The sequence below is a fragment of the Alcanivorax xiamenensis genome, assembly GCF_009846745.1.
Taxonomy (GTDB): Bacteria; Pseudomonadota; Gammaproteobacteria; order Pseudomonadales; family Alcanivoracaceae; genus Alloalcanivorax; species Alloalcanivorax xiamenensis.
In genome coordinates this window covers 15,049-31,000 of record NZ_AQPF01000046.1, presented here as the reverse complement: position 1 = coordinate 31,000, position 15,952 = coordinate 15,049, and the positions used below count along the sequence as shown (strand labels likewise).

The 15,952-nt window shown below is 61.8% G+C and carries 11 protein-coding genes; 3 read left to right on the top strand and 8 right to left on the bottom strand.

The features are described from left to right. Window positions 1-473: 473 nt before the first annotated feature. From A6D6_RS18310 to A6D6_RS18300, 3 genes are all read left to right on the top strand, one after another. Entirely contained in the window at window positions 474-1,703 is a 1,230-nt protein-coding gene (locus A6D6_RS18310; protein WP_133490128.1) for an acyl-CoA dehydrogenase family protein, read from the top strand. A 79-nt stretch (window positions 1,704-1,782) separates the two neighbouring features. Further along, window positions 1,783-2,127, top strand: a complete 345-nt coding sequence (locus A6D6_RS18305; protein ID WP_133490127.1) for a 4a-hydroxytetrahydrobiopterin dehydratase — start codon at window positions 1,783-1,785, stop codon at window positions 2,125-2,127. Next, complete coding sequence (locus tag A6D6_RS18300; protein WP_133490126.1) at window positions 2,127-2,585, top strand: YiiD C-terminal domain-containing protein; 459 nt, start codon at window positions 2,127-2,129, stop codon at window positions 2,583-2,585. Before A6D6_RS18305 ends, A6D6_RS18300 begins: the two co-directional genes overlap by 1 nt. Window positions 2,586-2,939: 354 nt before the next feature. On the opposite strand, the gene hemE is transcribed toward A6D6_RS18300, so the two are convergent. The 8 genes from hemE to A6D6_RS18260 form a co-directional block, all read right to left on the bottom strand. Then, window positions 2,940-4,013 (bottom strand): uroporphyrinogen decarboxylase, encoded by a 1,074-nt coding sequence (hemE, locus tag A6D6_RS18295; RefSeq protein ID WP_133490125.1) that lies wholly within the window; start codon window positions 4,011-4,013, stop codon window positions 2,940-2,942. Window positions 4,014-4,159: 146 nt separating this feature from the next. After that, complete coding sequence (locus A6D6_RS18290) at window positions 4,160-5,581, bottom strand: FAD-dependent oxidoreductase (protein WP_133490124.1); 1,422 nt, start codon at window positions 5,579-5,581, stop codon at window positions 4,160-4,162. A gap of 12 nt (window positions 5,582-5,593) precedes the next feature. Continuing rightward, a complete protein-coding gene (gene gltB / locus A6D6_RS18285) occupies window positions 5,594-10,057 on the bottom strand; it encodes a glutamate synthase large subunit (RefSeq protein ID WP_133490123.1) in 4,464 nt (1,487 codons plus the stop codon). A gap of 180 nt (window positions 10,058-10,237) precedes the next feature. Next, window positions 10,238-11,593 (bottom strand): SPOR domain-containing protein, encoded by a 1,356-nt coding sequence (locus A6D6_RS18280; protein ID WP_159661502.1) that lies wholly within the window; start codon window positions 11,591-11,593, stop codon window positions 10,238-10,240. Beyond that, the gene (aroB, locus tag A6D6_RS18275) at window positions 11,580-12,662 is read right to left on the bottom strand and encodes a 3-dehydroquinate synthase (RefSeq protein WP_159661501.1); all 1,083 of its coding nucleotides are present in this window, start codon (window positions 12,660-12,662) and stop codon (window positions 11,580-11,582) included. The genes A6D6_RS18280 and aroB overlap by 14 nt, the downstream gene beginning before the upstream one ends. A 50-nt stretch (window positions 12,663-12,712) precedes the next feature. Beyond that, complete coding sequence (gene aroK / locus A6D6_RS18270; protein ID WP_370450504.1) at window positions 12,713-13,249, bottom strand: shikimate kinase AroK; 537 nt, start codon at window positions 13,247-13,249, stop codon at window positions 12,713-12,715. Next, window positions 13,246-15,396, bottom strand: a complete 2,151-nt coding sequence (locus tag A6D6_RS18265) for a type IV pilus secretin PilQ (protein WP_133490119.1) — start codon at window positions 15,394-15,396, stop codon at window positions 13,246-13,248. The genes aroK and A6D6_RS18265 overlap by 4 nt, the downstream gene beginning before the upstream one ends. A gap of 20 nt (window positions 15,397-15,416) precedes the next feature. Then, on the bottom strand, window positions 15,417-15,950 hold the full coding sequence (locus A6D6_RS18260; RefSeq protein ID WP_133490118.1) for a pilus assembly protein PilP: 534 nt from the start codon (window positions 15,948-15,950) through the stop codon (window positions 15,417-15,419). Window positions 15,951-15,952 lie beyond the last annotated feature (2 nt).

Sequence of the window (15,952 nt, the reverse complement as noted above, 5' to 3'; positions counted from 1 at the left end):
ATGCAAAACCAGACCCAACGCCCTGGCAAGCTCTAAAACGCCTTTTTTTATGGTTCCTCGCGGTTTAGCGGGAAGGGTCCCTCCGGCGGGGGCTCCCGTATTGTTCGGTTACCTCGAAGACCTCCATTCAGAGGGGGCTACAGCGCCGCTGTGGGAAGAGGTCCGGGCGGCGCTCCGCTTGACCGCGAATGCCCTGGGCCATTGGCGATTCGCTTGCAAGCAAGCTTCCCACAGCGGCTTCGTGGCATGATCCGTGGGAGACCAGCTTGCTGGCGAATATAGCGGCTTGGCAGTCCCGGGTTTTGACTTTAGCGTCTGGCGTCTGGCGTCACGCCCCATGCCTTAAGCATCTGGCATCCAGCGCTCACCCCCTGACCATTTCCGCCAATTCCGCCACCACTCCAGATCAATGACCCGCCATCGGGACACTGCTAATGTCAGTGGAACCCAAGAGCCTCAGGATCCCCAGTGTCATGATCGAGTGGAACGAACAACAACAAATGATCCAGAAAATGGTGCGCGACTTTATCGCCAAGGAAGTGGTGCCCAATCTGGACGACATCGAATACAACGGCGTCCCGCCTTACGACATCCTGCGCAAGATGATCAAAACCTTCGGCATGGACGAAATGGCGCGGCAGAGCTTCGAACGCCAGATCGCCAGGGAAAAGGCCGGCACACCGAAACAGGAGGAGGGCAAGAAAAGCGCCTCCGCCGCGGCCGAACAGGCGGCGCTACGTCTGATTCCCACCATTGAGCTGTGTCGCCACGCTCAGGGGCTGGTCACCGCCATGGGCGTGTCCATGGGCCTGGCCGGTGGCGCCATCATGAGCAAAGGCACCCTGGAACAAAAAGAACGCTGGGCCCTTCCCCTGCTGACCATGGAGAAGATCGGCGCCTGGGCCATTTCCGAACCCAATTCCGGTTCCGACGCCTTCGGCCAGATGAAGACCGTGGCCCGCCGTGACGGCGATGGCGGTTACATCATCAACGGCTCCAAAACCTGGATTACCAACGGCCCCTACGCCGACACCATCATCCTGATCTGCAAACTGGACGAAGAAGGGATTGAGCCCCGGGACCGCAAAATCGTCTCCTTCATCCTCGACAGCGGTATGGAAGGTCTGACCCAGTCCAAACCGTTCAAGAAGATGGGCATCGGTTCCTCGCCCACCGGAGAACTGTTTTTCGATGACGTCAAAGTCGGCGTGGACCGCCTGCTTGGCGGTAGCGAAACCAGCTATGGCCGTTCCGGCGCAAAGTCCACCTTCATGCAGGAACGGGCCGGCGTCGCCGCCATGGCGCTGGGCATGGTGGAGCGGGCTCTGGAACTGTCGGTCGGTTACGCCCGCGAGCGAGTCCAGTTCGGTCGTGCCATCGGCGAGAATCAATTGATCCAGCTGAAGCTGGCGAAGATGGAAGTCGCCCGCGGCAATCTGCAGAACATGGTGTTCCGCTACATCGACCTGACCGGCGCCGGCAAACAGATGACCCTGGCCGAGGCCTCGGCGATGAAACTCTATGCCGCCCAGGCCGCCATGGAAGTGGCCACCGAAGCGGTGCAGATCCATGGCGGCTATGGCTACATGCGCGAGTCCCGGGTGGAGCAGTTGATGCGCGATGCCAAGATCCTGCAGATTTATGCCGGCACCGACGAAATGCAGGTGATCGCCATTGCCCGGGATCTGCTGGGCCGCGGCTGATCACCGGAAAGACGGATGCGAGCACCGTGCCAATGCACTAATCTGGAAATGACCCGCAACCCCTACAAGGAGCCTCATCATGTCTCTGCATCAACAGCGTTGCGAGGCCTGCCGTGCCGATGCGCCCCTGATCAGCGACCAGGAGGCCGAGACCCTGGCCGAGGAAATTCCGGACTGGAAGCGCATCGAGGAAGACGGCGAGGAACGCTTGCAACGCCAATACTCCTTCCACGACTTCAATGACGCTCTGGCGTTCACCAACCAGGTGGGCGCCATGGCCGAGGAAGAAGGTCATCATCCTGCCCTGCTCACCGAGTACGGCAAGGTGACGGTGACCTGGTGGACCCACAAGATCAACGGTCTGCACCGAAATGACTTCATCTGCGCGGCGAAGACCGATCAACTTTATCTGAGAGCCGGTTAATGACCCTGAGCGAAGAACAACGGGAACAGATCCAAACCCACGCCGGCCGTGCCTTCCCCTTCGTGGAAAGGTGCGGGGTGGAAACCCTGGAAGTGGACCGGGGCTATTGCCGGATGAAAATGCCGCTGGCCCCAAACCACAACCACGTGGGCACTATGTACGCCGGGGCGCTCTATACCCTGGCGGAACTGCCCGGCGGCGTGATCTACATGACCAGCTTCGATACCTCCCGCTTCTACCCCATCGTCAAGGACATGCAGATCCGCTTCCGACGCCCGGCCACCACCGATATCGAAGTGGAAGTCCGCATCAGCGAGGAGGATGTTCAGCGAATTCAGGCCGAAGCCGAGGCCAATGGCAAATGCGACTTCGCCTGGGACACCGAACTCAAGGACAGCCACGGCGAGGTGGTGGCCACCACCCGGAATCTTTATCAGTTGCGACGGATTGGTCAGTAAGCAAAAGGAAAGCCAGGCTCATTCAGCATGAATTCACAGATCGCCACGAAGCCGCTGTGGGAAGCTTGCTGGCAAGCGAATGGCCAACGGCCAGCGGGGCATTCGCGGCCAAGGCCGCTTCCCACAGCGGCTTCGTAGCATGATCTGTGGGAGCCAGCCTGCTGGCGAATGGCGTGGCGGCATATCAGTGAGCTTGCCAAGTACCATGGGGACCTCCCACGGAGGCTTCGTAGCCAGGGGTTTTTCTTATGCACAAACAGGAGTAAGGTGGCAATTGCATGGCGCCGTTACCGCATCCAAACGGTCGACATGCGTTCCTTGTTTTTGCTGTTTTTTCCTAGTTTTAACGGCCCTTCACGGGCCGTCTTTCTTGGCGCCCAACTCCACCACCGCCTCAATGAAGGCCCGGGCGTGTTCCGGGTCCACATGGGGGGTGATGCCGTGCCCCAGGTTGAAGATATGGCCCGGATGATCGCCGAAATCGTCCAGGATACGCTTCACTTCAGTGCGGATGGCGGCGGGATCGGCGTACAGCACCGCCGGATCCATGTTGCCTTGCAGAGCCACCCGCTCGCCGACCCGGCGGCGGGCGTCACCGATGTTCACGGTCCAGTCCAGCCCCAAGGCATCGCAACCGGTATCCGCCATGGCTTCCAGCCACAAGCCGCCGTTCTTGGTGAACAGGATCACCGGCACCTTGCGGCCTTCGTGATCGCGGATCAGGCCGTTGACGATGCGCTGCATGTAGGCCAGGGAAAACTCCCGGTAGGCCTCGGCGGACAGGGTCCCGCCCCAGGTATCGAAAATCTGCACCGCCTGGGCACCGTGACGAATCTGGGCGTTAAGGTAATCGGTCACCGCCAGGGCCAGTTTCTCCAGCAGCGCGTGGGCCACCTCCGGCTGGCTGTAGATCATCGCCTTGAGGTGGCGAAAGTCCTTGCTGGAGCCGCCTTCCACCATGTAGGTGGCGAGCGTCCAGGGGCTGCCGGAGAAGCCGATCAGCGGCACCCGCCCATTGAGCGCGCCACGAATAGTGGAAACCGCGCGCATGACGTAATCCAGGTCACTCTCCGCGTTCGGCACCGGCAGCGCCGCCACGTCCTGCTCGGTGCGCACCGTCTTGTGGAATTTCGGCCCCTCTCCGGTTTCAAAATAGAGGCCCAACCCCATCGCGTCCGGCACGGTGAGAATGTCGGAAAACAGAATCGCCGCGTCCAGCGGGTAGCGCTCCAGCGGTTGCAGCGTTACTTCGCAGGCCAGTTCGGCGTTACGGCACAAATCCATGAACGACCCGGCCGTCTCCCGGCTGGCACGGTATTCCGGCAGATAGCGCCCGGCCTGGCGCATCATCCAGATCGGGGTGCGGTCCACGGGTTCGCGGGCCAGCGCGCGGAGGAAGCGGTCGTTTTGGAGCGGGGCGTGGGTCATGGGGATTCCTTGAAAAGCGTTTTCACGCAACACGCTGGCACGCGAACACGCAAAGCATAAAAAGACTATCGCATCATATAGAAAAAGGGCCTGCGAAAGCAGGCCCCTTAGCGTGTTGCGTGCGGGCGTGTTGCGTGAAAGCGCCTTTATACATCCAAATAGTCGAGAATACCCTTGGCCGCTTCCCGGCCTTCCCAAATGGCGGTCACCACCAGGTCGGAACCGCGCACCATGTCGCCGCCGGCGAAGATTTTCTCATTGCTGGTCTGGAACGGGAACGCTTGCTGTTCCGCCGCCAGCACGCGGCCGGAGTCATCCAGATTGATACGTTGGGGCTCGAACCAGTCCGCCGGGCTGGGGCGGAAGCCGAAAGCAATGATCACCGCATCGGCTGGCAGCACTTCCTCGCTGCCCGGGATCGGCTCCGGGCGGCGGCGGCCATTGTTGTCCGGCTCACCCAGCTTGGTCTCCACCACTTTCACGCCAACCACCTTGCCGTTCTCGCCGACCACTTCGATGGGCTGACGGTTGAACAGGAAGCGAACGCCTTCTTCCTTGGCGTTGGCCACTTCCTTGCGGGAGCCCGGCATGTTCTCTTCGTCCCGGCGGTAGGCACACACCACGCTGTCGGCGCCCTGGCGAATGGAGGTGCGGTTACAGTCCATGGCGGTGTCACCACCACCGAGCACCACCACGCGCTTGCCGCCCATGTCGATAAAATCGGCGGCGTCTTTTTCAAAGCCAAGGTTACGGTTGGCATTGGAGATCAGGAACGGCAGCGCCTCATGCACGCCATCCAGGTCCTCACCGGGGAACCCGCCCTTCATGTAGGTATAGGTCCCCATGCCCATGAATACGGCGTCGAACTCATCCAGCAGTTCATCGATGGTGACGTCGGTGCCGATCTCGGTGTTGAGACGGAACTCGATACCCATGCCTTCAAACACTTCACGGCGTTTAGCCATCACCGGCTTCTCGAGTTTGAACTCGGGAATACCGAAGGTGAGCAGACCGCCGATTTCCGGATAACGGTCGAACACCACCGGCTTGACGCCATTGCGGACCAACACGTCGGCACAGCCGATACCCGCCGGGCCGGCACCGATCACGGCGACTTTCTTGTCGGTCCACACCACCTTGGACATGTCCGGGCGCCAGCCCATGGCCAGTGCGGTATCGGTGATGTACTTCTCGGTGGCGCCGATGGTGACCGCGCCGAAACCGTCGTTCAGGGTACAGGCACCTTCACAGAGACGGTCCTGCGGGCACACGCGGCCACAGACTTCCGGCAGGGAGTTGGTCTGGTGACACAGCTCCACCGCCTCCATCAGATTCCCTTCGCTGATCAGTTTCAGCCAGTTGGGAATATAGTTGTGTACCGGGCATTTCCATTCGCAGTACGGGTTACCGCAGTGCAGGCACCGATGGGCCTGATGCTCCACTTCCCGGGTTTCAAACGGGTAGTAGATTTCCTCGTACTTGTGCTTGCGCAGTTCGATGTCTTTCTTCTTCGGATCGTGCCGCGGGACATCGAGAAACTGGAAGTTATTGCTTAAACGTTCAGCCATGTCGCTCTCTCGTTATGCCGGGTTCGCACGCGTGCTCTTGAGCAGGTCTTCCAGGCTCGCCGCCTTGGGTTTGACCAGCCAGAACTTGCGGCTCATGGCATCGAAATTGTCCAGGATCTCCCGGCCCCACTCGCTGCCGGTTTCGTCCACGTATTCCTCGATCACATGACGCAGATGAGCGCGATGGGATTCAGTGGACTCGGAACTGATCCGATGCAGTTCAATCAATTCCGGGTTGATGCGGTCGAAGAAGTCATTATCCTGATCCAGCACGAAGGCGAAGCCCCCGGTCATGCCGGCACCGAAGTTGTGGCCTGTATGGCCCAGCACGGTGACGCAACCGCCGGTCATATATTCACAGCAGTGATCACCAGCCCCTTCCACCACCGCATGGGCGCCGGAGTTACGCACCGCGAAACGCTCACCGGCGGTGCCGGCGGCGAACAACTTGCCACCAGTGGCGCCGTACAGACAGGTGTTACCGATGATGGCGGTATCCTGGGTCTTGAACGGGCTGCCCTTGGGCGGGCGTATCACCACTTTGCCGCCGGCCATGCCTTTACCGACATAGTCGTTGGCATCACCTTCCAGATACAGGTGCAAGCCGCCGGCGTTGAACACACCAAAGCTCTGCCCGGCGGTGCCGGTGAAGCGAACCCGGATCGGCGCGCTTTCCATGCCCAGGTTACCGTGGTGTCTGGCAATTTCCCCGGACACCGTGGCGCCCACGGAACGGTCGCAGTTGGTGATGGTGTAGTGGAACGAGCCACCGCTTTTGCCTTCCACGGCGGTGCGCATTTCTTCCATCATTTTGGCGTTGAGCACGCCCTTGTCGAACGGCTCGTTGCGCTGCACCTGACAATGGGTCGGCTTGTCCGCCGGCACATGGTCATTGCGCAGGATCGGCAGCAGATCCAGACGCTTCTGTTTCTCGGTCAGACCTTCGATGCGCTCCAGCAGATCGGTACGGCCGATCAGTTCCGGCAAGCTCTTGATGCCGAGCGCCGCCAGCAGTTCGCGCACTTCACGGGCAACGAAGGTGAAGTAGTTCATCAGCATTTCCGGCGCGCCGATGAAATGCTCCTTGCGCAGGTCGTCCCGCTGGGTGGCCACACCAGTGGCGCAGTTGTTCAGGTGACAGATACGCAGGTACTTACAGCCGAGCACGACCATTGGCATGGTACCAAAGCCGAACGACTCAGCGCCGAGGATGGCCGCCTTGATCACGTCCAGCCCGGTCTTCAGACCACCATCGGTCTGCAGGCGGATCTTCTGGCGCAGATCGTTGGCACGCAGTGCCTGGTGCGCTTCCGCCAGCCCCAGTTCCCACGGGGAACCGGCGTAACGGATGGACGTCAGCGGGCTGGCGGCGGTACCGCCGTCGTAACCGGAGATGGTGATCAGATCGGCGTAGGCCTTGGCCACGCCGGAAGCCACCGTGCCAACACCGGGCTCGGACACCAGTTTCACCGACACCTGGGCCTGCGGATTGACCTGCTTGAGGTCGAAGATCAGCTGAGCCAGATCCTCGATGGAGTAAATGTCGTGGTGCGGCGGCGGTGAAATCAGGGTCACGCCGGGCACGGAGTGACGCAGGCGGGCGATCAACGCATTGACCTTACCACCGGGCAACTGGCCGCCCTCACCAGGCTTGGCGCCCTGGGCCACTTTGATTTGCAGCACTTCGGCGTTGACCAGGTAATGCGGGGTCACACCGAACCGGCCAGAAGCGATCTGCTTGATCTTGGAAACACGCTCGGTGCCATAACGGGCCGGGTCCTCGCCGCCTTCACCGGAGTTTGAACGCCCTCCCAGACGGTTCATGGCGGTGGCGATGGCTTCGTGAGCTTCCGGACTGAGCGCGCCCAGCGACATACCGGCGGAGTCGAAACGCGGCAAAATCGTTTCGATCGGCTCCACCTCTTCCAGCGGCACCGGCGTCACATCGCCGCGCACTCTCAACAGGTCGCGCAGGGTCGCCACCGGGCGATCATTGACCAGCTCGGCGAATTCCTTGTACGCCTGGTAATCGCCGTTCTGCACGGCACGGTGGATAGCGTGCACCACATCCGGATTGTAGGCGTGGTATTCCTTGCCGTGGATGTACTTGAGCACACCACCGGCATCGATTGGCTTACGTTGTTTCCAGGCGTCGGCGGCGATGGTTTTCTGGTCGCTCTCAAAGTCCTCGAAGGTAGCCCCTTCGATGCGGCTCTGCACCCCCCGGAAGCACAAATCCACCACGTCGCTGGCAATACCCACGGCTTCGAACAGTTGAGCGCCACGGTAGGAGGTGATGGTGGAGATCCCCATCTTGGAGAGGATCTTCATCAATCCCTTGTTGATGCCTTTGCGGAAATTCTTCTGCAGTTCCACCACGTCGCCCAGCAACTCGCCGCGCTTGACCATATCGGCCAGGATATCCTCGGCCAGGTAGGGGAACACCGCGGTGGCACCGAAACCGAAGAGAACGGCGAAGTGGTGGGCGTCACGGGCGGTGGCGGTCTCGACAATGATGTTGGCATCACTGCGCAAGCCGCATCCGGTCAGGTGGTGATGCACCGCGCCACAGGCCATCAGCGCATGAATTGTCAGTGTATCCGGGCTGATGCCGTTGTCGGACAGCACCAACAGGACGACACCGTCACGCACCGCTTGCTCGGCTTTTTCACACAGAGCATGGACCGCCGCCCGCAGTCCCAGGGCCGGGTCATAGTGCAGACTCAACCGCTCGGAGCGGTAGCCCGGCCGGTCGATGTCCAGCAGGTTGTGATACTTGGCGTAGGACAGCACCGGCGTGGAGAGGATGGCCCGGTCCGCATGGTCAGCGGTTTCCTCGAACACATTGCGCTCGGCGCCAATACAGGTTTCCAGGCTCATCACAATCGCTTCACGCAGCGGATCGATGGGCGGGTTGGTCACCTGCGCGAACTGTTGCCGGAAGTAGTCATACAGCGGGCGCTGGCGCTGGCTCAGCACGGCCATCGGCGTGTCGTCGCCCATCGAGCCGGTGGCCTCCTGGCCCGCCTCAGCCAGCGGACGCAGCACCTGGTCACGCTCCTCGAAACTGACCTGGAAGAATTTCTGGTAGCTGAGCAGCTCTTCCGGTTTTATGTCATCGATGTGTTTGGTGCCAGGAAGGTAATCGGCCTCGATGCGAAGCGCGTTCTCCCTGAGCCATTGGCGATAGGGGTGGCGCACTTTCAGACGATTGTCGATGTCCTCGGTCTGCAGCAGTTCGCCCTTCTCGACGTCCACGGCCAGGATCCGGCCGGGTCCGACGCGGCCTTTGGCCACCACGTCCTCGGGCTGGTAGCTGTATACACCGATCTCGGAGGACAGCGTGATGAAACCGTTCTTGGTGATCACCCAGCGGGCCGGACGCAGGCCGTTGCGGTCCAGCATGCAGACGGCATGGCGCCCGTCGGTCATGACCAGCCCGGCGGGGCCGTCCCAGGGCTCCATATGCATGGAGTTGTATTCATAGAAAGCACGCAGGTCCGCGTCCATGGTTTCCACGTTCTGCCAGGCCGGCGGCACCATCATGCGCGCGGCGCGGAACAGGTCCATGCCGCCGGAGAGCAGCACTTCCAGCATGTTGTCCATGCTGGAGGAGTCGGAGCCCTCACGGTTAACCAGCGGGCTGAGTTCGGCCAGATCGGGCAGCAGTTCGTTCTCGAATTTGTTCTCACGGGCCAACGCCCAGTTACGGTTGCCCTGGATGGTGTTGATCTCGCCGTTGTGGGCCAGATAACGGAACGGCTGGGCCAGCGGCCACTGCGGTGAGGTATTGGTGGAGAACCGCTGGTGAAATACCACGATGGCGGTTTCCATGGACTCGTCACCGAGATCCGGGAAGAACGCCGGCAGATCCACCGGCATCATCAGGCCCTTGTAGGACACCGTGGTGGCCGACAGCGAGCAGACATAGAAGTAACCGTCCTTCGCAATGCGTTTCTCGGCGAGACGGCGGGCGAAGAACAGACGGCGGTTGAGGGCGTCCTCGGATGTCTCCTCACCGCTCACCAGCACCTGGTGAAAGCCCGGCAGGGAGCGCAACGCCAGCTCACCGAGGCAGGAAGCGTCGGTGGGCACTTCGCGCCAACCCAGAACCTTCAGCCCCTGAGCTTCCAGCTCGGCGTCGATCACCGCCTTCTGGGCGGCCGCCTGCTCGGCTTCCGGATGGGTGAACACCATCCCGACGCCGTAGATGTCCGGCAGTTCAATGCCCTGTTTCCCGGCCTGCGCCCGGAAGAAGGAGTCGGGTTTTTTCAGCAACAGCCCGCATCCATCACCGGTCTTTCCATCGGCGTTGATCCCGCCCCGGTGAGTCATGCAGGTGAGTGCTTCAATAGCGGTTTGCAAAAGCTCGTGACTGGCCTGCCCCTCCATGTGGGCGATCAGGCCAAAGCCACAGTTGTCCCGGAATTCTCCGGGCCCATAGAGCCCCTGCACCAGCGTTGAGTTCTGCTGCATCAAAACCTATTCCTCTTGAAATTCAGAGACTTACAGAAGGCGGAACTGGCGCCGGAAAAACGACGACGGCAAAAAAGGGATGAACATTCTACACATTGAGGGGGTAGCCGACAAACACCACCGCACAGAGCCGGTCCCGGCCCCGAAGGCGCCGGAGCCCGCGGGCCCCGGCGGATTATGTCATTGCAGTTCTTTTCGTATCGACGCCATGCTGCGCGGGAAAGGCCCCGCTTTACGCAGTTGCTCGGGCAGGCCGTCACGGGCCCGCACCGCCGCGTCGCGGCTGGCGTAAGGGCCGGCCAGCACCACATATACCGTCTCCTCACCCCTGCGGGCAGGGTAGTAGGCGCCCTTACGGTCCAACACGTCAAGCACACCGTGGGCGCCATCCTCGCGACCGGTGGCGGTTACTTGCAGGAACCACTCACTGTCCGGACGGGACACCAGCCAGCCATCATGGTGATAGCCATCGTCACTGGACGCCGGGCGCGGCTTGGGCCGGGCAGCGGGTTGCGGAGTGGCCGCCGGCGCGGTGCCGGCATCCGGCTCACTGACCGGGTCCGCGGCCCGCGGCGCCTCCTCGCTCTGGCGCGGCTTGCTCGGCGGCTCTTCCCGGCTTTTGAACGTCCTGGCGTTATCCGCGTAGGAGGCCAACGCTTCCCGGGTACGCTCCGGATCACGAATCGCCGGTAACGACGGCGGTTCATCCGATGTCGGCGCGGTCTGTTGTGCCGGCTCCTCCGGGGGAGTGGCCGGCGGCTTCGGCAAATCCAGGGCCACGGGCCGCGACGGCCGCGGTTCCTCATCACCGCCACTGGCCAACCACAATACCAGCACCACCAGCACCAACGCCCCTACCGCCAGCACATGACGCCAGGGCAGAGGCCTGCGGGCGGGGCTGTCGGCGAGCGGCGCCGGAGCCGCGTCGGCACGCTCATCCAGCAACGCCAACAGCGCCCCGGGCTGCCCTTCACTTTCCGCCAGCAGACTTTCCGCTTCCTCTTCACCCAGAGTAACGCCGTACACCTCATCGGCGAACGCCACCACCTCGGACTCATCCAGCGGCGGCAGAGCGAGCGTATCCGCCACCGCCAGGCCGGCGCTGACGACCCGCTCGGCGGCACCCGGGTAACCGCCGAACAAATAGGCCAAACGGCCTCCCAGTTTTTCCTTCAACGCCGCCATGGTGGCCAGGGCCGCTTCGTCGGCACGATCCGCGTTGTCCACCACGATCACCAGCCGGGTGTCCGCCAGCGCCTGCTTGAGAGCGTCCGCCAGCCCTTCGCGATCCACTCCGAAGTGCGTCAGCATGGCTTCCACCGGCGCGTTGGCGTTCAGCTCATCGTCGCCGTCCAGACGGATGACCTCGAAATCATCCACCAGGGCCATGCACACCATACCCAACAGAGTGGATACCCCACTGCCATGCTCGCCCTCCAGCACCGCGGTGCTGCCTTCGTGAGCGTAGCCGTTCAGCGCGTCGAGCAGATCGCCCCGTTCCGCGCCTTCGTAAAAGTACTCGTCATCCCTTATCACAAAAGGCCTCAAGCGTTCGCGTCAGTGCATTGGGGTGGTACTCCCCTGTGACCAGAGCCTCGCCGATTCGTTTCAGCAATACCAGTCTCAGGCGTCCATTACGGACTTTCTTGTCCAGGGCCATCAAATCGGAGAAATCCGCCGTCGTCATCCCCTCTGGGGCCGTTACCGGCAGCCCCCAGGGCGTCAGGCTGTCGGCCACGCGGGCCACTTCGTCGTCGTCGAGCCAGCCCAATTCCCGGGACATGCGTGCCGCCATCACCATGCCAGCGGCCACCGCCTCACCATGCAGCCACTGGCGATAACCGGTGAAGGTTTCCATGGCATGGCCAAAAGTATGCCCCAGATTGAGCAGGGCACGGTTACCCTGTTCGGTTTCATCGGCGGCCACCACCTCCGCCTTGTTGCGGCAACTGCGCAGGATCGCCTCGGCGAGGGCGGCGTCATCGCGCCGCTGCAGTTCGGAGCGGTGCTGCTCCAGCCAGTCGAAGAACCGCGGATCGCGAATCAAACCGTACTTGATCACTTCCGCCATGCCGGCGGCGAATTCCCGCTCCGGCAGGGTGCCCAGCACACGGATGTCGATAATCACCGAGCGGGGCTGATGAAAGGCGCCGATCATATTCTTGCCACGGGGATGGTTCACCGCGGTCTTGCCGCCCACCGAGGAGTCCACCTGGGCCAGCAACGTGGTCGGTACCTGAATGAAATCCACGCCGCGCTGGTAACACGCCGCGGCGAACCCGACCATATCGCCGACCACGCCGCCGCCCAGGGCGACCAGGGTGGTGGTGCGCGAATGCCGCTTCTCCATCAGCGCGTCAAAAATCCGCTCCAGGGTCGCCAACGTCTTGTGTTGCTCACCATCCGGCAGAATCACGGTGTCGCACTGGAGGTCACCAAGGGAGGCGGTCACCTGCCCAAGATACAGCGGAGCGATGGTTTCATTGGTCACCACCATGACCTGATTGCCACGGATGCGCTCGCGAATCAACGAAGTGGACAACAGATCGGGGCCTATGTGGATCGGGTAACTGCGTTCGGCCAGCGCCACGTCAAGCGTCTGCATAGTGTCTCCGGACAAGGAAAGGAACGCCGGAGCCGTCCGGCGTCGAAGCATTATCGGACGGGGAAATCGGCCAGACAACCGAGGATCTGATCAGCGACCTTTTTCAGGTTGCTGGAAGCGGTGGAAACCACATGATGCGCCACTTCCCGATAGAGCGGATCTCGCTGCTCGAACAGCGTGGTCAGGCGGGCCTTGGGGTTACTGGTCCGCAACAACGGACGGTTGCGATCATTACGGGTACGGGCCAGTTGCACATCCACCGGTGTCCACAGGTAGATCACGCAACCGCGTTCATGCAGGTGGCGCCGGTTTTCCTCGGTCACCACCGCTCCACCTCCGGTGGCCAACACGATGCCGGGCAGCGCGCTCAGCTCATCGATGACCTCACTTTCGCGCCGGCGAAAGCCCTCCTCCCCCTCCATATCGAAAATCCACGGGATATCGGCACCGGTCTTCTCCTCGATGACCCGGTCCGAGTCATGGAAAGGGCGATTCAATAACTGTGCGAGCTGGCGCCCCAGGGTGCTTTTACCTGCCCCCATGGGGCCCACCAAAAAAAGAGAGGGAGTGTTTTCTCTATCGTTCACCGACGGGCCATTGTCTCTTTCACCAAGCGTGGCGTAATGAATATCAGCAATTCCTGCTTGCTGTCACGCTTCACTTTCTTGCGGAACAGGGCTCCCAACCAGGGAATATCACCCAGGAAGGGGGTTTTGATCAGGGAGTTTATCTGTTCCTGCTGGAAAATGCCGCCCAAAACCACGGTTTCCCCATCATTCACCAACACCGTGGTCTCAACCCGGTTGGTGCTGATGGTGGGATTGTCCAGATCCGAGCCAAGAGCATCGTTGTTGACCTTGAGTTGCATGATCACATCGCCTTCCGGGGTGACCTGCGGCGTCACTTCCAAGCGCAGCTCCGCCTCGATGAACTCCACCGCGGTGGCACCGGAGGAGGTAGCCACGTTGAACGGGATCTGCTGACCGGAGGCGATCACCGCCGGTTGCTGATCCGCGGTGAGCACCTTGGGCGTGGCCACCAGTTCACCGCGCCCCTCGGACTCCAGTGCCGACAGTTCCAGCTCGATCAGGCCGGAGCTCAGGGAGGTGAAACCGATGGCGAAGCGGGTGGCATCGGCGGAATCCACTCCCATGTCGACGATCATGTCGTTATTGGTGTCCTCGTCGAATTCCTCCATTTCCCCCAGGGAGCCATCGTCATCACGGTCAACGTTGGCGTAATGCAGCTCCCGCAAGGAGGTGAGCCGGCCGGAAATCGCCAGGGAGCGACCATCATTGGCAAGGGAGTTGCCGTCGTAACCGAGACCGCCCCAACGCACCCCGAACTCGTCGGACAGATCGGTGGTGGCCACCACCACTCGCGCCTCGATCAGCACCTGCTGGACCGGAATGTCCAGTTGCTGGATCAGATCGCGGATCTCCTGCAGCTTAGCCACGGTGTCCTGGATGATCAGGGTATTGGTGCGCTGATCCACGGACACCGAACCGCGCTCGCTGATCAACGCGGTGGCGCCGCTTTCCCCGGTAATCAGTGTTTTCAGCTCCTCGGCGCGGGCGTAGTTGATGCTGATGAACTCAGTGCGCAACGGCGCCAGTGAAGCGATTTTCTTCTGGCTTTCCAGTTCCAGTTGTTCACGCGCGGCGATCTCGTCCGCTGGCGCCACCAACAACACATTGCCGACCTTGCGCTTATCCAGCCCCTTGGTCTTGAGAATCAGGTCCAGCGCCTGATCCCAGGGCACGCTTTGCAGCCGCAGGGTGATTTTGCCCGCCACCGTATCGGACGCCACCAGGTTCAATTCGGTGAAGTCAGCGATCAACTGCAGCACCGAACGCACCTCAATGTCCTGGAAGTTCAGCGACAACTTCTCGCCGGTGTACTTGAAGGACTCACGTTTCTTGCGTTCCGCCTCGCCGCGGGTGAGTGGCTTGATATTGATGCTGAACTCGTTGTCCGCCTGATAGGCCAGATATTCCCAGGTGCCGGTGGGTTCGATGGTGATCACCGTGCTGCCATCATCGGTGCGGGTCTCCACGTACTGCACCGGCGTGGCGAAATCGGTGACATCAAGACGGCGCACCAGCTTATTACCGACCCCGGCGCCGACGAAGCGCGCCTGGATGCGGCCGCCCTCTTCCTTCACATCCACCGGAATGGACGGTTTGGACAGCGTCACCACGACCCGGCCTTCGCCGTCACTGCCGCGACGGAAATCGATGTCACGAATGCTCTCCTGAGCGCCCCGTGGTGGCTCGGCGGTGGCTTCCTGGTCCGCGCGGGCCGGATCACTGGCCGGCGCTCGGTCGCGGCCGAGCACCACCACCAGTTCCTGCCCGTCCACTTCGGTGCTGTAGCCGGTCAGTTGATCCAGATTGAAAATCAGCCGGGTGCGATTCTTGGCCTCCACCACCGTGACACTGCGGGCATTGCCGGTGCCAAGGTTATGCTGACGGGTTTTCAGGGCGCTGTCCGTGCCCACCAGATCGAGAGCGATGCGGGCCGGGCGCTCGATACTGTACCCCTTTACCTCCGGCGCGGCGCCATCAAAGCGAACGCGCACTTCCATGCCGTCCCCCGGCAGCATATTGGCATCGAGGCCGGTTATGGTGGCCGCCGACGCCAACGAGGCGGCACAGCAAGCCAGCACCACCAGCACCCTGATTCCCCAGCGCCGGGGAGCGAATCGGTTTTTTATTGCATTGCAGATTGTCATAACAGGCTTCCCCAGCAACATTATTCGGCGATGGAAACGGCGCGGGACCGCTCCACCCAACCGTCGTGGCCGTCAGGCACGATTTCCACCAACGACACTTCGTTATCGCGAACGGCCACCACCCGGCCAAAATTTTTCCCCAGGTAACTGCCCACCCGGATCCGGGTAACGGCACCGGCGGGATCCTCCATCAACGCTTCCAGCGCCTTCCCCGGCTTGGTGATGGTGCCCACCATGCGCAACGCGTCCAGACTGAAGCGCTCCAGGTATTCCCGGGGCCGGCTCATGTCCGGCTCCACCTTGCGGCCTTCCGGCACTTTCACCAGTTCCTGTTCCACCGGCGGTGAAAAGGGCGGCCGCAACTTGTGCGCCCCGTAGGTGAAGGTGGCGATGGGCTTGAACTCCGGCGGCGGCTCGATGCGTCCGCGCGGCCGGGCTTTGATTTCCTCGAGACGGGCATCCAACTGGCCGAGATCAGCGCCGGCGGCACACCCCCCAAGAGACAATATCGCCGCCAGCAGACACGGTGCGGCCGCTAAATTAAGCGCTTTCATGA